This is a genomic window from Candidatus Omnitrophota bacterium, from assembly GCA_028716565.1.
GTDB lineage: Bacteria > Omnitrophota > Gorgyraeia > Pluralincolimonadales > Pluralincolimonadaceae > Pluralincolimonas.
The window spans coordinates 395,346-419,227 of sequence record JAQUPL010000001.1; the positions used below are offsets into that span (position 1 = coordinate 395,346).

Sequence of the window (23,882 nt, forward strand, 5' to 3'; positions counted from 1 at the left end):
AACTTCCTCCTTTTTCTTTTGTTTTTTACAGGGATACTTCCCTTAAAGCCCAGGCGGCTACCTCGGGCGGGGTCTGGTTCAGGTAGAAACCCGTGCCCCACTCGAATCCAGCCGTCCTTCCCAACCTGGGCATGACTTCGATATGCCAGTGGTAATCCGCTCTTTCGCGGGAATCTATGGGAGAAGTATGTATTATAAAATTATATGAGGGATCTTTCAAGGCCAATTTCATGCGCACGAGCGTCTCCTTTAGTATCCGCGCGAGGTCTGTGATCTCTTCTTTCTGGATGTAGCTGAACTCGGCGCTGTGGAGCTTCGGGAATATGGAAAATTCGAACGGGAACCTCGATACGAAAGGCGCGAACGCGATGAAGCCCTTGTTCTCGGCTATGACCCGCTCCCTGTCTTCGAGTTCCTGGTTCACCATATCGCAGAATACGCATCTCTCCCTATACTCATAATATCTCTCCGCCCAACGGATCTCCTCGACCACGCGCTTCGGGATGATGGGCAGCGCGATCAGTTGCGAATGGGGGTGTTCCAGCGACGCGCCGGCCGATACCCCGTAATTCTTGAATATCAGGATATACTTGAACCTCTTGTCACCTTTTAGGTCGAGACACCTGTTACGGCACGCCCATATTACCTTCTCTATATCACTGTCCAGCATATCGGCGAGTTCCTTGTTATGGTCGGGATTCTCGATGATGACCTCGTGCGCGCCGATGCCGTTCATCATGTCATACATCCCGATGCCGATCCTGTCGAGGTTGCCCTCTACCCTCAAGGCGGGGAATTTATTCGGGATGACGCGCACCTGCCAGCCCGGCGCGTTAGGTTTGCTGCCTTCACGGGCCGCGTAGATCTCCGGCGGGGTCATGCTCTCGTTTCCGGGACAGAACGGGCAGACGCCGCCCCTCTTGACATGGGTCTCGACCTCGTAGTCGGAGGGGTTCTTGACCTTGTCAATCTCTATTATAACCCACCTGCCTGTTATCGGGTCCCTGCGTAATTCAGCCATTTGTCATTCTATCCCGCTTAGGTATTTGGCCGCGTCTTCAGGCGGGGTGGGGTTAATATAGAACCCGCTGCCCCACTCGAAACCTGCGACCCTTGTAAGCCTCGGCATTATCTCGAGGTGCCAGTGGAAATCGTCGTCTATCGTCCTCCAGTATCCGGCCTTGGGTACGCGGAACGGCGCGGTATGGAGTATTATATTATACGCCGGATCGACGAGAGCTTTCTTCAATTTCGTGAGCACGAGCTTGAGCGTCCTCGCCAAATCCGCCCTCTTGTCGACAGAAAGATGCGCGAAATCCGCGCTGTGTTTCTTAGGAAGGATCCACGTTTCGAACGGGAACCTCGACGCGAAAGGCGCGAACGCAACGAAACCGTCCACGTCGGCCACGATCCGCTTTCCGGTGTCCAACTCCTGCTTTATGACATCACAGAATATACAGCGTTCCTTGTATTCAAAGTACTGGCGCGCGCCGACCAGTTCATCCTTAAGGCGTATCGGGTTTACGGGCATTGCTATCAGCTGCGAATGGGCGTGCCTTATCCTTCCAGAGCCCGCCGCGAGGCCGTAATTTTTAAAGAGGAGGGCGTATTTCAAACGCGGGTCCCTGCCGAGGTCGGTGATGCGCTCTATGTACGCGGTTATTGAATCGGTAATCTGCTGCTCGGGCAGGTCTGCCATATTGTAGATGTGCTGCGGGGTCTCGACGATTATCTCGTGGGCGCCGATGCCGTTTACCACGTCATACATTCCCCTCCCGTGCCTTTCGACCTTGCCTTCCACCTTAAGGACCGGCGAGACTGAGGGAACGACCCTGACTTTCCATCCGGGCGTACACGGTTTTGTGCCGGGGTTGCGGATCGCAAAGATCTCCGGCTGAGGCGTCTGGTCTTCCTTCCCCTCGCAGAACGGGCAGGGAGGTTCGGCCATCTTCTCCTCGGATACGGAATGAGGCACAAAATCGGTGGGCCGGCGCGCCCTTTCGGTCGCAACTATCACCCACCTTCCGATTATAGGGTCTTTTCTGAATTCAGGCATCTATTCGCGCTTTCCGTTTTCCATCATAAGCTTTATCAGGTCATGCAGCGATATTACGCCCTGCACGGCGTTGTTCTCGTCCTGTATGACCAGGAACTCCGCGCCAGCAGCTTTCATCTTCTCCAGCGCGTCCTTAAGCGGTACGCCCGATTTCACGACTATCGCGGGCCGCTTCAGGAAGCTGTTTACCGGCATCTCGAGCCCCTTCATGACCGTATCTGACGTGACGACGGCCTGGAGGTTCTTGAGCGAGTTGACCCTGTTGCGTATATATGTATAAAATTCCGAAGATAGAGTCCTATTGAAACTTATGAACATCGGGAAATACGGCTTCTTGTCTATGAAATTAAGGTGGCTCTGGAGCGCGCACTGCCCGATCTGCCTGTCTATCGAAAGGAAATACCTCAAAGAGCTGTCCGGCATTATGTCGTCGAGTTCTTCCGGAACCGCGGCCATGTAAGTTATCTCGAGGACTTCATCCATCGAGACGTTCAGGCCCGGCCAATTTTTCGAAATGTAATAGCCCAGCTCGTCGTCCTGGTCCTTATACAGGTGAACGTATTTTTCCAGAGTATCGATCGCGTCGGCCAGGAATATCCCGAGCGCCACGTTCTTGTTATATACCATTCCCGCGGCAACGAGTGCCCCGTCATCCGACTGGCCCGGCCCGATCTTATGCCTTATATAAAGGTATCTTATCTTGTCAGGCGCGACCTTCTGGAGGTCAGCTTCGGCGATGATAAGGCCCGCTCTTTTGAACGCCTCTATCGAACCGGCGTGTTCACGGTGGGCGAGCAATTCACCGTCGAGATTCATCTTATCCATCACATCGAGATTTATCGGATAACACTTGCCATAACCGATCGTTATCCCAAATTTCTCTTCTGCCGCCGCACGCGGGCCAGGATCATCCCTGAGGCCGCCGATATATATGCCCCTGAGGACGTCATGGGCGTTCACTTCGATATCCTTGAGGTCAGGTACGCCGATGAACGGTTCGCCTTTGCCGTTAACGAGGCGCGTCCTCGGTTTCCCCTTGATAGTATCCTCAACGAACCCGGTGATGTCGTCTATGAGCATCTGGCGCCTGGTCTTGACCTTGTTCGGGTCGAACTTAAGCGCGCGGACGATATCGTCGATGGTCGTGTTGACGTAAAAGCTCTTCTGGAAGGCTCCCGCGCCGTTGTGGGACCTTCCTTCGAGTGACTGGATGAAAAGCAGTTCCGCTATCTCATCGGTAGTGTTTAGCTCTTCGGTCTCTTTGAGATGTTGGAAATCACGTCGTATTAATTCGCTGGGCGCAACTTTGTTGTTTATCATAGAAATTTTTGGAAATTCAAAGGAATATTATATCATATGCGGGAGGGAATTCAAGTCAATTAACGAAGCTGTCGCCGACTGAAACCTTGTTCCCGAGAACGTAATCCTTGGCCTTCATACGTTTGCCGCCCTCGGGCTGCAGCTCTTTTATCCTGAGGAAGCCGCTGCCGCAAGCTACGGTTATTCCGCCGCTGTCGAGCGCGGCTATCCTGCCGGGCGACTGGCCTTTTTGCGCCGGCAGGTCCGAGGGCTCTGTGGCCCATATCTTTATTATCCTGCCGTTAAGGCTGGAAAACGCCCCGGGCCAGCCGTAAAAAGCCCTGACCTTATTATGAACCTCGGAAGCCGGCTTATCCCAGACTATCCTGCCGTCCTCTTTCTTCAACTTAGGGGTGAGACTGGCTTCGGATTCATCCTGTTTTATAAATTGCGCTTTCCGCTCCTCTATGGAATCCACCGCCCTGACAAGCAGGTTAGCGCCAAGATTCGAGAGTTTTTCGGAGAGCGTCTCGGCATTATCGGAATCGAGGATATCCGCGTCTTTTTGCGTTATTATCTCGCCGGCATCCATCTTTCCGCTCAACTTGAAAACGGTGACGCCGGTCTTCTCTTCGCCGTTCAATATCGCCCAGTTTATCGGCGAGGCTCCCCTGTATTTCGGGAGCAGGGAAGCGTGGAGGCCTATTGAATAAATCTTCGGCAAAGAGAGTATCTCGCCCGGGAGTATCTTCCCATACGCGATGACGACGAAGAGGTCCGCCTTGTATTTTTTGAGTTCGTCCAGGGCGCGGGCGGAAGAGATGTCGTCTATCGAGGTAACGGGTATGTCCAGGGAATCCGCTTTTATCTTTACGAGAGACGGGGCCGGTTTCAGGTTCCTGCCCTTCGGCCTGTCAGGTTTGGTGACAACGGCCGCGATATCGTGGAATTTGCTCAATTTCACGAGGCTCGGGACCGCGAATCCGGACGTGCCGAAGAAGACTATCGTCATTTGAGCTCTTTTTTGAGTTTGCGTTTCGCCATGAAACGCTTGACAGGGCTGAGCCTGTCGATGAAGAGAATGCCGTCCAGGTGGTCTATCTCATGCTGGCATATCCTGGCTAAAAGGCCTCTCGCCTCAAAACAGACGGGCTTTCCCTTTATATCAACCCCTTCGACCCGGACATAGGTGCTGCGGCTGACCGGCCCGTTTATCCCGGGCAGGCTCAGGCAGCCCTCCTCTTTTTTCTCGCTTCCGCGCTTTTTTACTATGACAGGGTTAATGAGCGCGTCGGCCCGCCACTCATCGCAAGACGGGTTGAAGACGATGATCCTTTTAGATACCCCTACCTGCGTGGCCGCGAGACCCACCCCTTCGGAGAGCTTCATCGTCTCGATCATATCCTCGATAAGGCTCCTCTCGCGCTCGGTCACGGTTTTGACCGGCTGGGCCTTCTTCTTGAGGACAGGATCCGGATATTTGCGTACTTGTAAGATGGACATGGCACTATTCTACTATAAACCCACGAAAAAACCAAATCCAAAAAAAAGTTGACCTCTCCGCCCCGATGCTCTATAATCAGGTAAAAGGAGCACAAGCATGGACGAAGCGGATTTAGCTAATCTTCCGAAACAGGTAAGCGATTATTATCAAAAAGGCCTTGAGGCCGTCAAAAGAGAAAATTTCGGTTACGCTATAGAGCTCTTCAGTTCCGCGCTCGCCTTAAAACAGGATTTCGCGGAGGCGCGCTTCTACCTCTGGCTCTCCCTTTGGGAGCAGCAAAGGCATCATCCGAATATAATTAAATTGGTCACCGGAAAAATATTCGGGTTTATCAGTATGATGGGCGGGATGTCGCTCCAAAAAGCGGGCAAGACGTGGGAGGCGATCTATCAGTTCGAGAAGGCAATGAAGGCGGACCCGGGAAATTCCGCGATCCTGAACGCTATAGCCGATTGCTTCCTGAGCGAGGGGCAGACCTTAAACGCCATAAAGATATTGGAAGGCGTCCCGATGATAAATAACAAAGATTCCAAGACACTTAAGAAACTGGCGGGGCTTTACAAGGGCATGGAGAATTATGAAAAGGCGCGCGCTTTCTATAAGGCGGCCCTTCAGGCCAACCCAGGCGATATGGACGCCGAACACGGCATAAAAGAGCTCGACGCCATAAAGACCCTCATCAAGGGCTCGTTCGACCAGTAGACATCACAATCCCATCGGGTCTACATCTACCGTAATAATCAGGCCCGACTTCCCTTTCAGGTTATCCAGGGCTTTGTCTATAAATCCGCAGATCACCGCAGGGTCTTGCCCTTTAAGCAGCAGGTTCCACCTGAATTGCCCTTTTATCTTCGATATGAATTCCGGCGCCGGCCCTACCATCTCCACCGGCTTTCCCTTAGCTTCGCTAAGGACTTCGCCGGCGATGAAAAGGTTCAGGACAGCCCCGAGGTCCTGCGCGGCCTTTATCACCCTCTCTTCCTTCTTTCCCCTCAGCTTTATCTCGACGATATGCGTGAACGGAGGATAATTCAGCTCTTTGCGAAATTTTATCTCCTCGTTGAAAAATCCGACATAATCGTGCTCGATGCTCTTTTCTATCGCGTAATGGTTGGGAGAGAATGTCTGGACGATCACCCTGCCGGGTTCTGATCCTCTGCCCGCGCGGCCCGCGACCTGCGTCAGGAGGTTGAATGTCCTCTCGCCGGCCCTGAAATCCGGCAGGTTGAGAGCCGTATCCGCCGAGACGACCCCGACTAGCGTCACCCGCGGGAAGTCGTGGCCCTTGGCTATCATCTGGGTCCCTACAAGAATATCTATTTTATGTTTCTTGAATTCCGAGAGTATCTGGCGGTGGGAGCCCCTCTTTACCGTCGCGTCGGTATCCATCCTGGCTATCCTGGCGGCAGGAAAAAGCCTGGCCGCCTCGCTCTCGATCTTTTGCGTGCCGATGCCGAAATACCTGATATCCCCGCTCTTGCATTTGGGGCATTTTTCCGGCGGGCCGGCCTGATAGTTACAGTAATGGCAATTAAGCTTCTTTGTGTCGAAATGATATGTCATCGAGACGTTGCAGTATTTGCAGGTCACCACATAGCCGCACTTCTTGCAGTTTATGAAGGTCGAGAAACCCCTCCTGTTCATAAAGAGCATCACCTGGCCGTGCCTGTTCAGGACCTGAGATATGGCGTGCTCAAGCGCGCGGGAGAATATCTTCGGCTCCCTGGAATCGATAAGCTCCTGGCGCATGTCTATTATATCGACCTTCGGCAGGGCCCTCTTCTCTATGCGCTCGGTAATCTTCAGTAATTTGTATTCGCCTGACGCCGCCTTCTGGAAACTTTCAAGGGACGGGGTGGCGCTGCCAAGGATGACCGCGGCGCCCGCGGACCTGGCGCGTTCTATCGCGACGTCCCTGGCGTTATATCTCGGCGCATCGTCCTGTTTATAGGACGTCTCGTGTTCTTCATCTATCACTATCAGGCCGAGGTTTTTGACCGGCGCGAATATGGCTGATCGCGCGCCCACCGCGATCTTCGCGGTCCCTTCCTTAAGTTTTTTCCATTCTAAAAATCTTTCGCTCCCAAGAAGCCTGCTGTGCAGGACCGCCACGATACTCCCGAACCTCGACTTGAAACGTTCGACCGCCTGGGGCGTAAGTGAGATCTCCGGCACCAATACTATTGCGGACCTCCCTAATCTGAGCGCCGATTCGATCGACTGCATATAGACCTCGGTCTTGCCGCTGCCTGTGATGCCGTGCAGAAGGTAGACGTCGTTTTTGCCTTTCGATATGGATTCCCTGATGGATCTCAGAGCGGCGTCCTGCTCGTGCGTGGGCTTGAAATTCCCGGTGGGCTCGTATTCCTCTTCGACCAAGGGATGGCGGGGCTTTGTCTTTATCTTCCCTTTCTTCAGCGGGCCGGGAAGCGCGGCCTCTATAGCCTCTCCCCACGACGAGTGGTAATAACCGGCGATCCACTTCGTAAGCGCCAGAAGCTCGGCGCTGATCACCGAGCTCTCCTCGTCTATTACCGAGAGGATCTCCTTTATACCTTCCAAACGGGGCTTATCGACAAGATCTGTGACATAACCTACGATCCGCCTCGGGCCGAAAGGGACCCAAACACGCTTGCCGATCTCCACTTTTTCTTTCAGGGAGGCGGGAACCCTGTAGTGGAACGGCTTCCTGACGGGAAGGCCCACCGCTACTTCAACGAACTCTTTTGCCTGCGGATTCGTCAATCCTGCTCCGAAAGGATCTTCATTATCTTCTTTAGGTCCTGCCATACTTCTTTCTTGGCGGAAGGATTCCTTAAAAGGTATGCGGGATGATAAGTGGGGATAAGCGTGACGCCGTTAAATTCGAACTCTTTACCCCTGATCTTTGTTATGAAGACCTCGGTGCCCAGGAGCGCCTCAGTGGCATGTTTCCCGAGGCAGCAGATGACCTTAGGCGAGATTATCCCGACTTGCCTGAGAAGGTAATCCTTGCATGCGGCAACTTCTTCCGGCAGGGGCGCCCTGTTGTTAGGAGGCCGGCATTTTATGACGTTGCAGATATAGACGTCTTGGCGCCTGAGGCCCATCGCCTCTATCATCTTCGTTAAAAGCTGGCCTGCGCGGCCGACAAACGGGACCCCCTGAATATCTTCATCTCCGCCCGGCGCCTCTCCTACAAATACCAGCCGGGCTTCGGGATCCCCGTCTGAAAATACGTAATTCTTCTTGGTCTTATAAAGCGGGCAGCGCCGGCATGAGAATACTTCTCTTTTTACCGGATCGAGTAACCCGGATTTCTTAGAATTCGATGCGGCGTTTCTCGGCCGGGCAGGCGTGATGATATCGGCGGTACCTGCGGCTTTTTCGGCCTCTATATAGGACCTCAGGTCCCGGGCGATGCCGGCAAGTTCTTCACGAGTTTTGCTGGCGATGCCGGCAAGTTCTTCACGAGCTTTGCTGGCGATGCCGGCAAGTTCTTTCTTATTTGTCATAGCCGATGGTCAGTTCTTTACGAGTGTTGACATCGCCGATGGTCAGTTCTTTACGAGTGTTGACCATTTCTTCTCGATAGTCTCCAGCACAAGCAGGACTATATCGCTCGCTGAGGACGGCTTGCCCAGTTGTTTCGCCTTCGCCCTCATCGTATCGAGGGTATCTTTTGACCTGTAAAGGGCCTCAAGCTTGTCAAGGGTCTCTCCGATGGTCTTGACTCCTACGCCCACCCCGTGCTTTTCCAGGAACATAAGGTTGCTCTCTTCCTGTCCCGGGATATAGGTATTGACTATGACAGGCACGCCCTTGACCATTGCCTCGGAAATGCTCAGGCCGCCGGGTTTGGATATCATTACGTCGGAGGCATCCATCAATTCGTTCACGTTATCCACAAAACCGTAAGGTTTGATAAATACTTTTGATTTTTTAGCGATATTCTCTATTTCCTTAAGAAGCCCTTCGTTGTTGCCGCATACTACGATGAGCTGGAACGGCTCTGATGTCCCGGCGATAGTCTCGACCATCTCCGGTATCGGGCCGACGCCGAGCCCGCCCCCGATTATGAGGACGGTAAATAACCCCTCTTTCAGGCCGAGCTTCTTGATCGCCTCGCCTCGCTCCAGCTTCTTCGTGAATTTCTCCTGGACCGGGATGCCGAGCACCCTTATCTTTTCGGCCTGTATGCCTTTGCTCACAAGCTCGTTCTTGGTGTATTCGGCCGCAGCGACATAGATGTCCACCTGGGACGATATCCAGAAATCATGCACGCCGTAATCCGTGACGCACGTGATGAGTTTGCCGTCATAGAGTTTCGACATTTTAAGGTTGGATACTATGTCCGTCGCCAGGAAATGCGTAGCGACTATACAATCCGGCTTCTCTTTCCTTATGAAGGAGTAGAGTTTATGCCCGTTTACGAAATTCATCATGCGCCTTACTGTCCTTATAAGCGGCCGCAGCGGCTTGAAATCGGTAAAATAGAACGAGAATGTCCAGAGGAAAGGCGCCTTCGAGACCATGAAGTTATATCCCCAGACATAGGTAAACCTGAACAGCCGGTTCGCGTATTCCAGGGAATCTACTACCCTGACATCGTGGCCTGTGTTGGCCTTATCGAAGGCGTCTTTTATCGCCAGGGCGGCGCTCTTGTGCCCGGCCCCGGCCTGGGCATGGATGATGAATACCTTCATATATTTCTCCTATCATTCTTTAATATGAATTCCGCGGCTTCCAAAAGGTCCCGTTTAATAAAGTCCGGCTTTGCCTCCCAGCCGTCATCCTTCCTCGACCTTACCTTACCGGACAACACCAAAAGGGTCCTGCATCCTATCGCCTTCCCGGCCTGGACATCCCTGATATTGTCGCCTACAAAAAAAGTCTTCTTGAAATCTATCGGGCCCCTCTTCAGCGCCTTCTTAAAAAGGCCCGCCTTGGGTTTCCGGCAGCCGCAGTTATCCTCGGTCCGGTGCGGGCAGTAATAGGCCCCTGTTATTTTCCCACCGGCCTTTTCCGCTTCCCTCGCCATGTTAACAGTTATACGTTTAAGGTCCCGTATCGAGAAATACTTTTTTGCGATCCCCGCCTGGTTGGAGATTATGTATATCGAATACCCGGCGTCCGTAAGCATCTTTATGGCGCGTTTCGCTCCCGGCAGGAACTTGAAATCCTTCCACTTGGTCACATATTGGAATTTCAGATGTTCTGGGTCCTTGTTTATGACCCCGTCCCTGTCGAGGAATATTACTTTATTTTGCTTTTTGGCCACGAGCCAGCTCCCTGTATTTGGCGTAACTTAACAACTGGTAAAGACCGCCGTTCACCGCCACCATCAGGCCGATGACGCCGTCGCGATACCCTTTGTTGCCGACATAACTCCTGAAGAACCTGTCCAGGGTGCGCCACAAAGCCGTCTGCAGAGGCATCTTCTTCCCCGTAGAAAACCACTTCTCCGCTTCTTTTGAAGTCTGGCCGTTCAGCGAATCGATAAGTTCCGCGAAATTCTCGTAGGAATAATGTATTATATCGCCGTTGAGCCGGCCGCACTTTCCGTCGTAGAAGACGCGCGGGTGCACGGCCGCCTCTTCGTATTTAAACCTTCCCTTCCTGAAGAACCTGTCCTTATGCGCCGGATACCAGCCGCCCCATTTCACCCAGTGATCGCCGATATAATTGCGCATCGGCACGGCAAAAACAACATACTCGTTAAGCTTCTTATCCGCGTCCTCTTTGACTACGCGGGCGATCTCTTCCTTCAATTCGGGGCTTACGATCTCGTCGGCATCCAGGCTGAAGACCCATCCGTTCTTCGCCTGGGAGTAGGCATAATTCCTGTGGACGCCTTCTATGTCCATCTTCCTCTCAAATATCCTGTCCGTGTAGCGGCGGGCGATCTCGACTGTCCTGTCCGTGCTCATATCGTCCACGATCACGATATCGTCGGCCCATGCAACGCTCTCGAGGCAGGATGCGATCCTCTTCTCCTCATTCTTTACTATTACGACCACCGAAACCGGTATCTTCTGCTCCATAGTTTAAATTTCCCTTATCTCCGCGCCGCGGAAGAACCGGTAACCCGCGAGCGCGCCGCGCAGCACGGGGTCTCCGGTATATATCCTGTCGAACCTCTTTTTCCTTATAATGATATTCCAAAATGATTTCAACTTAAAGAAGTTTTTAGGGGAATCGTTCATAAGGTCAAGATGTTTTGGGAGGGAGCTGAGGTCGACGCCTTTTCCCGCGAAGAGCCAGACCCTGTTATGTCCGACTAGTTCCTCTCTTATCTCCTGCGCGGCCTTTTCCATGGAAACGGCTTCTCTCTCCGTCACGATAAAGGCGACGCGAAGTATCCTGCCCCATCGCTTCTCGAATATCCGCGCGCTCCTGTCGAACGTATCATCCTTGTCTTTTAGGAATTTCCCGGACTTGCCCTCCTCGTGGTACACGTAGCATCCGTTCGCCATTACGCATTTAAACCCCGCGGCCTGCGCCCTGCGGCTGTAATCCGTATCTTCGAAATAGGCGTAACCGAATTTGTCGTCGAGAAATCCGATCTTTTCTATCACTTCCCGCTTAATGAGCATGCAGAAGCCGACACAGGCGTTCATCTCGATCCATTCCCCGGAGTGTTCCACGAATCCCCTCGAAAATTCCTCCAGCGTGGTGTCTTTTCCGAAACGCAGCCCGAAGTTATTGGAAGAAGGGTTGACCATGCCTACCGACGGGTCGCTCCCGGCCACCCTTATCATCTCATCCAGCCAGCCTTCGGTCGCTATTATATCATTGTTAAGCAGGCAAACGTACGGGGCGCGGGATCTCTCCATCCCCTTGTTCATGCCCCGCGGAAAACCTTCATTGAGGCGGTTAAAGATCACCTCCACGCGGACGTTCGGCCCGTCCTTGATCTCTGACAGGAACTCGCGGATCCCTTTTTCTGTCGACCCGTTATCGACAACTATCAGGCGCGAAGCGACGCCGGTGCAGCGCATCAACGATTCCACGCACCGTTTCAGGATAGCGAGGTTGTTCCAGCTTAAAAGTACAAGGTCGCACCTTATTTCCATCCGCACGCCTCCAGCATTTTCTTCAGGCTGGCTTCATAGGTATACTGGCCCACCGCAAGCGCCCGGCCCACCCCGGCGATCTTTGCCCTATCTTCGTCATGGGAAAGATAATATTCCGTCTTCCTCAATAATTCCCCGGCGCTGCCGTATGTCACGAGGTTCTTTCCGTCCTCGAATAGTTCGTTAAAGCCGCTGTCATCCCTCAACCTGTTCGTAATGAGCAGCGCTCCGCACGAAAGCACTTCGAACATCCTCATGTTTATATCATCATTGATCGAATAATTGAACCCTATCTTCGCGCTGCTGTAGATGTTAGACATGAAGCGCGAATCCGCCCTGCCGATATAACTCTCCGGGTATCCCCGCGCGAGGAGCTTAAGGAGCTCTCCTCTTAAACTCTTTTTGCCTTCCGTCCCGACAAAAGCGATGTCGAGGTTGCGGTCGATCTTCAGGTCTTTATGTATCTCCGGGTCGCAGGCGATGTGGACCCACTCGGCGTCGATACCGGCATCTCTTTTCAGTTTTTTCACCCCGGACTTTTGTGCGCAAAAAACAAAACCGTAATGGCCGGCCTGTTCTTTTATCTTCCTGTACGGCTTCTCGAGATGGGTGTCTATTGCGTAAAAGGCGGAAGGCTTGAGGTGGCCCGGTATGTCGTATTTATAATCGCCATGGTCGATGCGCAGGTAAAGGTCGTATCCGGCCGGGATATTGCTGTTGCTCGTCCAGAAATGGTCGAATTCTATGCTCATTTTCGCCGCGGCGCGCTCAAAATAACGCCCTATCGTGTCTTCTCTCTCCTTGTTAAAGATCAGCGCGAGTTTCATCTGGCCGCCAATGCCTCCGTTGCCGCCTTAAAAACGGCTTCGGCACTTATTCCCGAAATGCACTTCCTGTCGCCGCACTCTTTCATCCTGAAATCCCTGTAACAGGGGCGGCATGCGATATCCTCTTTGACGACTTTATGCCTCGCTGAGGGCGGGTACTGCCCGTACACATTCTCATCGACCGGCCCGAATATCCCCACCGTCCTCGCGCCGGCAGCCACGGCAAGATGCAAAGGACCTCCGTCATTGGCGATGACAAGGTCACACAAGGCCATCAGCGCCGCAGATTGCAGGAGCGTTGTCTTGCCGCAAGCCATCACAGCCGGATTCCTCATGGCTTTCGCCGTCTTTTCGCATATTCCGGCCTCGGCCTCGCTCCCCATTATGATCACCTTCGCGCCCCGTTCTTCTATAAGGCGGTCCGCTACTCCGGCAAAACCCTCGCTTCGCCAATGTTTTATCGCCGCTTCCCTGCCCCAGCTCGCGCCTCCTGCCGGTGCGATACCGACAAGCAACTCTCTTTCTTTAATCCCGTTTGTTCTGAGGAAACCGCGCGCCCACTCTTTATCTCCCTGCGAAAGGTATAGGCTTATCCCTTTTTGCGCCGGCTCAACTCCCATAAACCGCAAAAGCCCCAGATAATATTCTATTACATGCTTATCGTGATAACCGTCTATAGTTATCTTCCTGGTCAGGCAGCTGCCCCTGTTCTTGTAATCGAATCCTATCCTTTCCTTTATACCCGAGAGAAAACATAGGAACCAATATTCCCTGCTCAGCGAAAGGTCTATGGCCGCATCAAATTTTTTCTCCCTTATATCTTTCGCCAAGGCAAAGAATCTTTTGAAATATCCGGCCTTCGATCGCTTCCAGAGCGCCCTCAGTTCGTCTTTTTCGTAGACGAAGACCCATTTTATCTTCGGGTTAGCCCTCAGCAAGGGCTCTGTGCGGCGGTTACAGAGGAAGCCTATCCCGGAGCCTTCGGTCCGCGCGCTTAGCGCCTCAATGAGAGGCGTCGTAAAAAGCACGTCTCCTATGCCGAAAGGATTGATGATAAGTATATTTTTTAGGGCTTTTTGCATAATTTCCCGCTCACCGCTTCAAATACGTTGTCAACCGTGATATCTGTGACCTTTCGTCTCCCGACGACGATATGCCCCGCTGCGGCGGGACTTTGCCCCTGGCCGTAAGGCCCCCACCTTTTTGATGACCCGCCCGAGCGCGCCTCTCCAAAAAGGGCGATCACCGGCGTTCCCATCGCAGAGGCAATATGCACCGGCCCCGAATCGCACGATATCAGGAGAGCCGACCTTTTTAAAAGGGCGCCGGATTCCTTGAGCGCCAGCTTTCCGGTAAGGTCGGTGACTTCATTACGCATCTTCGATTTTACTTCGGCGGCGGCGCTGCGCTCATCTTCTCCGCCGACCAAAACGGCTTTTATCCGGAACGCGTCGATCATCTTATCGCAGACTTGGGCGAATCTTTCGGCCGGCCATAATTTTTCCGGGTTGCTTGTGCCCGGATGGACGGCTGCGAAACCGCCTCCGGTGATGCCGTTCCGCGCTAATATTTCCGCCGCGGCGCGTTCATCCGTCTCTGCCAAAGGAAAACAGAGTTTTTTGCTTAAGATCACGGCACCTGCGGCCTTCGCAAGGTCGAGGTTATATTCGACCTCGTGTTTCTCGCAAAGGTATTTTTTGTCTTCGATCGAACGCGTAAGCAGGAACCCGAGTTTCCTGTCGTAACCTACCCTTACGGGTATCCCTGCGAGAAAGGCGGCGACATTAAAAAACTTGCTCGGATTGAAGATGACGACCATATCGAACCCCGACACCCTCAGGAAGCGGATAAATCTCAAGCGCTTTGCAAACGAATCGAGATCGGGAACGGGATCGAGCTTGACGATGGAATCGAAGCAGGGATTCCCCTCGACCACAGGCGAAGAAGAAGGTTTTACCAGGAGCGTAATTTTGGCGCCGGGGAAACTCTCTCGTACCGAGCCGAACGCCGGGGTAGTAAGCAACAACTCTCCAATCCTGTCCGTCCTGACGAGAAGTATCCTGCGGGGCTTTAACAAATTGGACCTACTCAGGCTGAACCCTTGCGACCGCGAGTCCGCACATCGACCAAAAAAGGACCGCCAGCGGAAGGGAATAGAGGTTGGTATCGACGAAACTATTGACGAGGGTAGCTATTATACATGCGACCGCACCTATTGCGGCAGCTTTCAAGAACTTATCGGAAGTACCCGTAAATTTTGAGATGCCCCGGATAAAAACACTCACGCAGAACCACAAAAAGACCAGAAGGCCTATTATCCCTGTCTCGGCGGCTATCTGGAGGAAACAATTATGGGCATAAACGATCCATTCATAACTAGCGGGTTTATATTTCTCGAATACGCTCATGAATGTATTTAACCCATGGCCGAATAAAGGCCTGTCTAAAAACATCTTCCAGCCTGTCTTCCATATTAAAAATCTGTCCATCGAAGAGAGGTCGCTCCCTAATTTAGATAAGGAGCCCAACTGGGCCTTGATATCCGGAGGCGCGATCAACGCAGTTAATGAGACCAGTAAAGCCACTATTATGAGCGCGGCAACGAGACGTTTCCAGCCGGTAAAGATAAGAAGAAATAAAAACCCGGCAACGAATCCCAGCCATGCGCCTCTCGCGAAAGTAAGCAGCAAACAGGCCGCAAGGACCAGGGATATCACTAAAAGCCCGATTTTTTTCTTCCAATTCATCACGCTAAAGGCAATGAGCGCAAGCGGCAAAGGCAACATTGTCGCTACATAAGTGCCGAAATCATTCGGGGCTTTGAACGCCGCGGTTATTTTCATGTCAGCGAACATGGGGAACTTCCGGAAAAGGTCATAGCCGGCCAATCTCTGGTATATGCCGTCTATTCCGGAAAAAAAGGCGGCGATTAAAAAAGAAGAAACAAGATTAAAGACCCTCCTCGGCGTGTTAATTACATCCGCCATTATCAGGAATATCAGAAGATATTCCATGGTCTTGAAGAGGAACGCTTCGGCGCTCATCCCAAGCCGCTGGCTTGTGAAGGCAGAGGTTATCAGGCTTACGGCCATAAAGGATAAGGTTGATGCCTTAAGGCTGAACCCATGATTTGACCTTGCGACCGCCAGGGCTACTATAAAAAAAAGTATGTTCAGGAATATGGCAAATAGGGTTATCGGGAGGAAGACCCCGGTCACGAACAGGTCTCCTTCAATATCAAAATGGTGAGAGATGACCGCCAGGGAGATCATGATCGATGAATATACGAGGAGGACCGCCAGGATACCCACAGGAACGAGGATCTTCAATACATCGTAAGTCGATGCGGGGGGGACAAATGATTTCATCTTCCCTAGCGTCCATTCCCATGCTTTGAGGCCGTTTTTATAAAGCCAGATCATTATCGACAATGTGGCAAAGACCTCGACCACGCTCTTGGAGGTGGGAATGAAGAAGACGAGGGTATAAAGCATATACTCGACGACCTTGTCGCAGGCCGCATAGAGTCTTTGCCTGTCGGCACTCATCTCAGGTATATCCCGCTTACTTGATGGTACTGCGCTCCGCTCTCCCTGCAGATCGCCTCTATATCCTCTTTTGTCTTGTTATCCGCTGAAGGTATGGCGATGATCACCTCGTCTATCGAGTGTACCTCAACCAACCGCGGGATATCGGACCTTACTCCTAATACCGAGACTCCCTGGATCCTCCTGCCCTGCTTCGACGGATCGTCGTCTACAAATCCCACCGGCCAGTAATTAAAGGCCTTGTTCTTGCGCACCTCGCGAAGGAAGGCATCGCCGGTATCCCCCGCTCCGAAGATCAATATCTTCTTCCCTTTCGCGTCCAGCGAAACGAATATCTGCTCCTTGAAGAGCCTGAAGGCGACCCTTACCGCGGACATGAGGATCAGCAGGATCATTGCGTCCAGCAGGAATATCATCCTTGAGAAACCCTCGAACCTGAACGCTACCACAAGCGCAGTAGCCGAAACCACGGTTCCCAGTATAACGCCTTTGACTATATTCAATATCTCGTTGAGCCCTATATATCTCCAGATATTCCCGTAAACGCCGGTGATCGAAAAAGCAAGCAGGTTTACCACTATCATTATCGGGAGTGATTTCGCTATCAGTTTAAAATTAAAGGGATCTATTACGCCGTCATAGCGGATTATATAACTGGAAAAATAAGCGATACAGATCAGACAGAGGTCGCATACTACCTCGAAAATGACCCTCTTATATTTTATCAGGGCGTCGATAAGCTCGGACTGGTTCTTGTAATATGAAACGCTGCGAGGCAATGTAGCGGCGGTTGCATCCTCTTCCCTGCGGGTCATCTTATTGAGGAACACGCCTAGCGAGAAGACTACTATGAGGAGCAGCGTCACTACCGTAATGCTTACATATGCCTTCATATACAAAGAAGCGTAGGCCGCAAGCCCGAAGAGGAGCGATATTAAATACAGGACCGTGACCGCTTTCCTTTCGTGCCAACCGAGAAAAACCATCCTGTGGGAGGTGTGGTCTTTCCCTCCCTTTGCTACCGACCTCCCGTCTATCGTCCTGGTCACCGTGACGAAGATCGTATCGAAGATCGGGACCGCGAGCGCCAATACGGGTATAAGCAAGACGAGAAATAGGTGCGAGGCTTCTTTCCATGTCCCCATGACCGTGATCGAGGCTAGGGTAAAACCCAGGAACATCGCGCCGCAATCTCCCATAAATATCTTAGCCGGATAGAAATTATGCGGCAGGAAGCCAAGGGCCGCGCCACTCAGTATAAGCGCGAACATGGCCATTTCATGATTATTGAGCGCCAGAGCGCAGGCGAAAACAGTGAGCGAAGCGATCGCGGCAACTCCTGACGATAAGCCATCCATATTATCGAGCAGGTTAAAGGAATTGGTTATTCCGACGATCCACAGTATAGTCAACGGTATGGCCAACGCCGAAGGTATTATATTTATCGAGACCCCCGAAATGACGGTCAGGGAAGCGCAAACTATCTGCCCGACAAGCTTGGACTGAGGGGTCAACCCCTTTAGGTCATCCGCTACTCCGAGCAAAAATATGGAGGTGCCTCCGATAAGAAGCCCAAACCCTCCCTTTAGGTCCCTGAGATAAACCAGATAGGTTAATATGAACGCGGCATATATCGCCACTCCGCCCATAATCGGTATGACGTTCTTGTGCCACCTGTCCTCTTTTGGCCTGGCCACAATACCCGCGCGGCCGGCAATCGCTTTTACCAGCGGTGTAAGGAGGAAACTGATCAAAAATGCCGTCAAAAACAAGTACAAGAATTTCAAGTCTAAGCCTTTTCCTTTGTATACATAACAACGTCTTCGATGATAGTCTTTAGATCCGCGGTGGGCTTGAACCCTATCAGGTCGCGTATCTTCGTCGTGTCAGGTACCCTCCTCTCCATGTCCTCGAAGCCCTCCTCATAGGCCTTTTCGTAAGGTATGCGGACTACCTTTGAGCGGCTGCCTGTTATCTCTATGACCTTTTGGGCAAGCCCTTCGATCGTGATCTCTTCCTGGCTCCCGATATTGAAGACCTGCCCGTAGGCTTTTTGGTTTTCAATGACTTTCGGAAGGGCATTCACAACGTCTTTTACGTGCAGGAAACACCTTGATTGTTTCCCGGAACCGTAAACGGTTATATCCCTATTCTCGAGAGCCTGTTTCACGAACCTCGGGACTACCATACCGTATGCCCCCGACTGGCGGGGCCCTACGGTATTAAAAAGCCTGACGATCGTGGCCGGGACGTTCTTCTCTTTCCAATATACGTAGGCAAGCATCTCGTCCACCGCCTTGGCGGTCGAATAGCTCCATCTCGATTTAAGGGGCGAACCGAGTATCCTGTCCTGGTCCTCCTTCAGCGGCCCCTGCGTATTCTTACCGTAAATCTCGGACGTGGACGTAATGAGGACCTTTTTATGATAGCGATACGCCATCTCCAGGACGGTCTCGCTTCCTTTGATATTCGTCGTAAGGGATTCGAGGGGATGATTTACGATAAGCTCGACCCCGACTGCGGCCGCGAGATGGAATATGGCGTCGCAGCGTTCGGCCAGCTTGTCCACGAGGGATTGATTAAGGATCGTCCCCACAACAAGCTGGAAAGAGGGATTGCTCTCGAGATGTTTCACGTTTTCTATCTTCCCGGTAGAAAGATCGTCAAGGACGGTCACCTTGTGTCCCTCTCCTACCAGCTTGTCCGACAGATGGGAGCCGATAAAACCGGCCCCTCCCGTGATCAGGTAATTCACGAATTTATCTCCTTTTGTAAGACTCTATTATAAGTTATCTGATACGATTTTGCAATATGCCTCAATCCCTTTGGCGAAGCGCCTCTTCGTAAAGGGCTTTCATATCCTTCACAAGGCGCTCTTTGGAATATTTCTGCAGGACTTTCCGGCGGCCGTTCCTGCCGAATTCGTCCCGTTTTTCAGGATCCACGGCCAGCTCAAGGAGGCGTTTTGCGAAACCCGCGGCATCTCCCGAAGCGACGAGACAGCCATTTATCCCGTCATCCACTACATCCTTCACGCCGCCCACATCGGTCGATACGACAGGCCTGCCGGCAGCGAGCGCCTCTATCAAAGCTACGGGAGTGCCTTCATTAAACGATGTCAGGGCGATGATATCCAGGTCCGCATATACATCGGCCATCTCCTCTTTCCATCCGTGAAAGACGATCTTCTCGCGGATCCCTGACTTCTCCGCATATCCTTCAAGCCCTGCTCTCTCTTCCCCGTCACCGATCACGATGCACTTTATATCCCGTCCGCCTGCCTTATCAAATAATTTCTTGCAGGCATCCAAAAACATCCTGTGGTTCTTGACCGGAACGAGCCTTCCGATTATCCCTATCAGGACGCAGTCATTGCCGATACCCAGCTCATTCCTGAGCTTCCCTTCCCTCGACCCGATCGAAGATAACACATCCAACTCCAGGCCTAAGGGCACTACTTTTACTTTTTCATCGCCGGTTATCTTATATTTTTTAATTATCTCTTTTTTCTGCGTCTCGCTGACTACCACTATATATTTGGAAAAAAAAGCCAGGGATCTCTCTATGAAAAGAAAGACACCGGCAGAGAAACTATTGAAATAACTCTCAAATATATGCCCGTGGAAAGTGTGTATCCTGACCGGGATCCCCGCCAAAATTGCCGCGGCCCTTCCCAATGCACCGGCCTTGGCTGTATGGGTATGCACTATATCCGGCCTCTCCCGCCGCATGATCAAGTACATCTTCCATAGCGCTATGAGATCGTTTACCGGATCGATCCTTCGCCCCAATTCCGGGATGATAAGCGGTTCTACGCCTTTTCCCCTGGCCAAATAGCCCATATCCTTTTCATCGATACCGACCCTGCCCGTAACCAGGATAGACCTGTAATATTCGTCATTTAAGGCTTGCGTCAAGAGGATGGTGTGAATGGCCGGGCCGCCTACATTCAGGCGGGCGATGATCCTGAGGACCTTCAGTTTTTTTGGGGTCATTTAAAAATTTTACTTAAAATAAAACTGTTCTTCTTGATCTCCTGCCAGCCGGTTTCGCAGGAAAATCCGCCCAGGCATAAAATTAAGACTGCGCTTTTTATTATCATATCAAGTAAACTCATTTCCTTGTGAAGCGCTAAATCCAAAAAAATATTCACCATGACCGCCGTAAATATAAAAATAGACGCCGATCTGACCGCTTTATTGAAAAAGCCTTGTTTGATCCTTGATAACAAGACCGCTGTTTTGCTGTTTTTTATTAAATCCCCGATGATCGACCGCGATTCACCGTAGAAACCGGACAGCCACGCCGCGACCTTGCTTTCCTCTGTCACTCTTTGGTTCATTTATTCCCTTTTTTCTCCGCTAAGTGCGCATTGTCAAAATCTATTATCACGCCCTGGAAATTATAACTATCAGTACTTAATACTACACTATTACCTATTTTCACGGCGTAATTGTTAAAAAATAAAACCCCTCTCTCTTCCGTGCAATTTACATCAAATAAACACACGACATCCCTGCCGCTCGGGTTCGGGACTAAAAAATAATCGTTGTTCCTCAGGTTGAACTGGTTTATAGTGATGATCTCCGAAGGTACGTTGCTGATGATCTTCTTTAAGACCCCTATCGTATTGCCTTCGTTATCCTTGACTATATCCCCTTCGCGGAAAAAACCCGCTAATTCGGGCATGACACTGGCGCATTTGATCTTTATAGAGATTTTTTTATAATCTTTAACAGCCCATTTATGCGTCAATGCCTTATTCCCTAAATAAAATACCGGCGTAAGGCCCAGCAAGAACAGGATCACCAGAAAATCAATAAGGTTGATCCTGCCGAATATTTTCCCTTTCTCATCGATAAACTTCATTTTCCTTCTCCTTTGTTTGGCATCCTGTTTAAATATAACCGTTCAACCAATAATAAAAGATGGCCAGATATTCACGGAATATGCCCTCTATCTGCGCAAAGCTGATCTGCTTCCAACTCCCCCCGGCATAAAAATCATCCGTCCTGTGCTTATAAAATGAATTTTTTTTCACCGGGGTATAGGCCACTTCCAGCCCCTTGCCGGTCTTTTTAAATACAAGCGAGACCCGCCGCATATGATACGGGGAGCTTACCACGAGGATCTTGTTCCATCCCTTATTTTTCAATATCTCCTCTGAAAATACGACATTTTGATAAGTGCTCATCGCCTTGTCTTCCAGGATGATCGCATCTTCGGGCACTCCCAGTGAAACGGCGATGACTTTCATCATGACAGGCTCTTTGAAAATATACATATATCCCGAAGAAAAAATGATATTCTTAGCGAAACCAGCCTTATATAGCTCGACCGCGTATTCGGTCCTTTCCAGGTAACCTTGGCCTACCTTCCCCGATTCGCCTACGCCCCCGGCAAATACCACAATTGCGTCAGCCTTGCGCGGAACATCGGTTATCTTGAGCGGCCCCGCCAAAAACCAGACAAGCGGGGTGTAAAAGATGATGAGGTAAATAAACGCTACGGCTACGGCGAGGCGCGCCAGGCGCTTTTGCGCCTTCCGGTAAAAGGCGAGCAGGTTCTCTTTCCAGCCGGCCTCGTTCCGGGCCATCTTTTCTTCAACGGCTCCCTCTATAAGCCGGCTCATCTCCTCGATCCGGTTCTTCCAGCTGTTCTTTTGGGCATAGGCGACCCGCTTCTCTATCATACTGCTGTCATCTTCGCCCAAGGCCTTATCGATACAGGCGCTGAACTCTTCCTTATTTTCCGCTATATAAATTATGTTCCCGTATGTTTTTTTCACATGCCTGAGCTCGGGCAGGCCCGTAGAAACGACGCTTTTGCCCAACGCCAGATACTCGTTCAGCTTTGCCGGATAGATGCATTCGGTGAACTCGTTTATGAGATACGGTATGACCGCCACATCAAAATTATTCACGTAATTCGGCAACTCGTCGTGGGATTTCTGCCCCAGGAAATATATGTTTTTCAGCCGCGCAAGCTCCCCGACGTCCATCTGCAAAGGCCCTACAAACACAAAGGAATATTCAGGGTGCGACTCGGCCAGGTATTTGATCAACTCCTTGTCCAGCCACTTCCTCACCCCGCCCGAAAAGCCGATCACCGGCCTCCTGATGCCCTTCATGTCTACGGGCAAATCAGCCGCGCCCGTCTTACCCCTGTCGAATTTATCTATATTTACGGTGAACGGGAATTTATAGACCATTTCGTTAAACTGCGAGCAGTACGAGTAAAGCTTGTCCGCCGTAACGAATACCAGGTCGCTCATCCCAATGACCTTTTTCTCGTATTGCTCTACTTTTTTCGCCGTAGATGAGACCAGCTTAAGGTTATCAAGGCAGTAGTATATTAGTAATTTCCTGTCGATCCCGTTGATAAGGTCAAGGGTAAGGGCGGTGGGCAGAAAAACCCAGATTATGGGGTTTGTGAAATTTAGCGCCTTCATCCATTTTTTCAGGACGGATAAGATCATTATCCTGTTGATCCATCGGGCAGGCCTGAAATACGGGAAAGGCACGACCAGCGGCGAAAGGATATAGAGATTCGCGGATTCCTTTCTCACTCCTTTTACTCCCCTGAACCAGTTCTTGAACCTCTTTTTTATGCGCGAGATGTCCCTCACTCCCGGCATCCGCACCCCGGTGTTCTCTATGAAAAACACCTTATTGCCGTTCTTGGCCAAAGTCAGCATTATCTCTTGATGCCCCTGCCAGATGAAATCCCAGTCTATGCTGGATATGCAGATAATATTTTCGTTTTTGATCATTTGCTCTTATGCCCCCAGCAAACCCAACCGGCCGTATCCTTCATTCTCGAAATTTTTGTCCCTGTAAACCCGGCTTCCTCCAAAAGGCCCAGTAATTCAGACCTGCCAAACCTATGCTCGATGGGCGCGCCGAATCTATCGTAAAGGTCGCCCCTCAACGAGAATGGCCCCTTTCCAAAATTAAAAGGGACATTCTCGGCTATCTTTTCCGTTGTTTTAAACATTCCCAATATTTTTGAAGGGACGGTAAAAAATAAATAAATGACCGGCGAAAGCGCATAACACAATAAATAAAGGACCCTCTTGGGAACCCTTGTCGTGAGCATCCTTAGAAGGTTGATCAATTTGATGGCCATATATTTAAAAAAATTCTCGGAATGGTCTTCATAGAGATACAGGAAAATAGGCGCGTCTTTCTTTAAAATCCGCGCGATCTCGGCCAAGCCTTTCTTAGGTTCCGGGGTATGGTGCAAAACGCCGAATGAATAGGCGAAATCGAATATCCCGCCGTTTAAAGGGATCTCTAAAGCGGAACCCTTGATAATCTCAACATTATTAAGCCCGGCTGTGATCTTTTTTTCCGTAAATACCCCGTCCGAAATATCCATGCTGACTATCCGGACAGAGGGATTGTCCCTTGCCATGATGAAACTGTCAAAACCGCAGCCTGAGCCCACATCTATGCCGATCTCCCCCCTTACTATCGGCTCATCTATTACGTCCTGCATCCTGTCAAAATGCCATTTTTCTACCGGCTTTAAGACATTCGGCCTTGTCCATAGAAACCCGTAAGTCCTCCCCGTTATTCCGGACTTATCCAT

Annotated in this window: 23 protein-coding genes; 1 reads left to right on the top strand and 22 read right to left on the bottom strand. The window is 51.2% G+C overall.

What is annotated here, in order from left to right; all coding sequences use genetic code 11:
* Window positions 1–25: 25 nt before the first annotated feature.
* Genes galT through def form a run of 5 tightly spaced genes read right to left on the bottom strand, consistent with a single transcriptional unit; the run spans window position 26 to window position 4,858 of the window.
* Window positions 26–1,021 carry a galactose-1-phosphate uridylyltransferase gene (gene galT, locus PHO67_02075; GenBank protein MDD5545934.1) on the bottom strand — a complete coding sequence of 332 codons (996 nt, stop codon included), beginning with the start codon at window positions 1,019–1,021 and terminating at the stop codon, window positions 26–28.
* A gap of 3 nt (window positions 1,022–1,024) precedes the next feature.
* Window positions 1,025–2,056 carry a galactose-1-phosphate uridylyltransferase gene (locus PHO67_02080; GenBank protein ID MDD5545935.1) on the bottom strand — a complete coding sequence of 344 codons (1,032 nt, stop codon included), beginning with the start codon at window positions 2,054–2,056 and terminating at the stop codon, window positions 1,025–1,027.
* Window positions 2,057–3,376 (bottom strand): CBS domain-containing protein, encoded by a 1,320-nt coding sequence (locus PHO67_02085; GenBank protein MDD5545936.1) that lies wholly within the window; start codon window positions 3,374–3,376, stop codon window positions 2,057–2,059.
* A 55-nt stretch (window positions 3,377–3,431) separates the two neighbouring features.
* The gene (gene fmt / locus PHO67_02090; GenBank protein ID MDD5545937.1) at window positions 3,432–4,367 is read right to left on the bottom strand and encodes a methionyl-tRNA formyltransferase; all 936 of its coding nucleotides are present in this window, start codon (window positions 4,365–4,367) and stop codon (window positions 3,432–3,434) included.
* Window positions 4,364–4,858 (bottom strand): peptide deformylase, encoded by a 495-nt coding sequence (gene def, locus PHO67_02095; protein MDD5545938.1) that lies wholly within the window; start codon window positions 4,856–4,858, stop codon window positions 4,364–4,366. Before def ends, fmt begins: the two co-directional genes overlap by 4 nt.
* Window positions 4,859–4,955: 97 nt before the next feature.
* Between def and PHO67_02100 the strand changes: the two genes are divergently transcribed.
* Window positions 4,956–5,561: a tetratricopeptide repeat protein gene (locus PHO67_02100; protein MDD5545939.1), complete on the top strand. Its 606-nt coding sequence runs from the start codon at window positions 4,956–4,958 to the stop codon at window positions 5,559–5,561.
* Window positions 5,562–5,564: 3 nt separating this feature from the next.
* Here PHO67_02100 and priA read toward each other — a convergent pair whose 3' ends face one another.
* From priA to PHO67_02185, 17 genes are all read right to left on the bottom strand, one after another.
* The gene (priA, locus tag PHO67_02105) at window positions 5,565–7,649 is read right to left on the bottom strand and encodes a primosomal protein N' (protein MDD5545940.1); all 2,085 of its coding nucleotides are present in this window, start codon (window positions 7,647–7,649) and stop codon (window positions 5,565–5,567) included.
* Window positions 7,601–8,353, bottom strand: coding sequence for a uracil-DNA glycosylase (locus tag PHO67_02110; GenBank protein ID MDD5545941.1), 753 nt, complete (start codon window positions 8,351–8,353; stop codon window positions 7,601–7,603). The genes priA and PHO67_02110 overlap by 49 nt, the downstream gene beginning before the upstream one ends.
* A 42-nt stretch (window positions 8,354–8,395) precedes the next feature.
* Window positions 8,396–9,544 carry a glycosyltransferase gene (locus tag PHO67_02115; protein MDD5545942.1) on the bottom strand — a complete coding sequence of 383 codons (1,149 nt, stop codon included), beginning with the start codon at window positions 9,542–9,544 and terminating at the stop codon, window positions 8,396–8,398.
* A complete protein-coding gene (locus PHO67_02120; GenBank protein ID MDD5545943.1) occupies window positions 9,541–10,119 on the bottom strand; it encodes an HAD family hydrolase in 579 nt (192 codons plus the stop codon). The genes PHO67_02115 and PHO67_02120 overlap by 4 nt, the downstream gene beginning before the upstream one ends.
* Window positions 10,100–10,882 carry a glycosyltransferase family 2 protein gene (locus tag PHO67_02125; GenBank protein ID MDD5545944.1) on the bottom strand — a complete coding sequence of 261 codons (783 nt, stop codon included), beginning with the start codon at window positions 10,880–10,882 and terminating at the stop codon, window positions 10,100–10,102. Before PHO67_02125 ends, PHO67_02120 begins: the two co-directional genes overlap by 20 nt.
* A 3-nt stretch (window positions 10,883–10,885) precedes the next feature.
* The gene (locus PHO67_02130; protein ID MDD5545945.1) at window positions 10,886–11,914 is read right to left on the bottom strand and encodes a glycosyltransferase family 2 protein; all 1,029 of its coding nucleotides are present in this window, start codon (window positions 11,912–11,914) and stop codon (window positions 10,886–10,888) included.
* A complete protein-coding gene (locus tag PHO67_02135; GenBank protein ID MDD5545946.1) occupies window positions 11,905–12,741 on the bottom strand; it encodes a glycosyltransferase in 837 nt (278 codons plus the stop codon). The genes PHO67_02130 and PHO67_02135 overlap by 10 nt, the downstream gene beginning before the upstream one ends.
* Window positions 12,738–13,823, bottom strand: a complete 1,086-nt coding sequence (locus PHO67_02140) for a glycosyltransferase family 9 protein (protein MDD5545947.1) — start codon at window positions 13,821–13,823, stop codon at window positions 12,738–12,740. Before PHO67_02140 ends, PHO67_02135 begins: the two co-directional genes overlap by 4 nt.
* On the bottom strand, window positions 13,808–14,818 hold the full coding sequence (locus PHO67_02145) for a glycosyltransferase family 9 protein (GenBank protein ID MDD5545948.1): 1,011 nt from the start codon (window positions 14,816–14,818) through the stop codon (window positions 13,808–13,810). The genes PHO67_02140 and PHO67_02145 overlap by 16 nt, the downstream gene beginning before the upstream one ends.
* 7 nt (window positions 14,819–14,825) lie before the next feature.
* Window positions 14,826–16,289, bottom strand: a complete 1,464-nt coding sequence (locus tag PHO67_02150) for an O-antigen ligase family protein (protein ID MDD5545949.1) — start codon at window positions 16,287–16,289, stop codon at window positions 14,826–14,828.
* Window positions 16,286–18,076, bottom strand: a complete 1,791-nt coding sequence (locus PHO67_02155; GenBank protein ID MDD5545950.1) for a hypothetical protein — start codon at window positions 18,074–18,076, stop codon at window positions 16,286–16,288. The genes PHO67_02150 and PHO67_02155 overlap by 4 nt, the downstream gene beginning before the upstream one ends.
* A gap of 2 nt (window positions 18,077–18,078) precedes the next feature.
* A complete protein-coding gene (locus PHO67_02160) occupies window positions 18,079–19,044 on the bottom strand; it encodes a GDP-mannose 4,6-dehydratase (GenBank protein MDD5545951.1) in 966 nt (321 codons plus the stop codon).
* 61 nt (window positions 19,045–19,105) lie between these two features.
* Window positions 19,106–20,284 (bottom strand): glycosyltransferase family 4 protein, encoded by a 1,179-nt coding sequence (locus tag PHO67_02165; protein MDD5545952.1) that lies wholly within the window; start codon window positions 20,282–20,284, stop codon window positions 19,106–19,108.
* A complete protein-coding gene (locus tag PHO67_02170; protein ID MDD5545953.1) occupies window positions 20,281–20,631 on the bottom strand; it encodes a hypothetical protein in 351 nt (116 codons plus the stop codon). Before PHO67_02170 ends, PHO67_02165 begins: the two co-directional genes overlap by 4 nt.
* Window positions 20,628–21,158 (bottom strand): DUF4330 domain-containing protein, encoded by a 531-nt coding sequence (locus PHO67_02175; protein ID MDD5545954.1) that lies wholly within the window; start codon window positions 21,156–21,158, stop codon window positions 20,628–20,630. The genes PHO67_02170 and PHO67_02175 overlap by 4 nt, the downstream gene beginning before the upstream one ends.
* Before the next feature lie 28 nt (window positions 21,159–21,186).
* Window positions 21,187–23,061, bottom strand: coding sequence for an ElyC/SanA/YdcF family protein (locus PHO67_02180; GenBank protein MDD5545955.1), 1,875 nt, complete (start codon window positions 23,059–23,061; stop codon window positions 21,187–21,189).
* On the bottom strand, window positions 23,058–23,882 hold the full coding sequence (locus PHO67_02185) for a class I SAM-dependent methyltransferase (GenBank protein MDD5545956.1): 825 nt from the start codon (window positions 23,880–23,882) through the stop codon (window positions 23,058–23,060). Before PHO67_02185 ends, PHO67_02180 begins: the two co-directional genes overlap by 4 nt.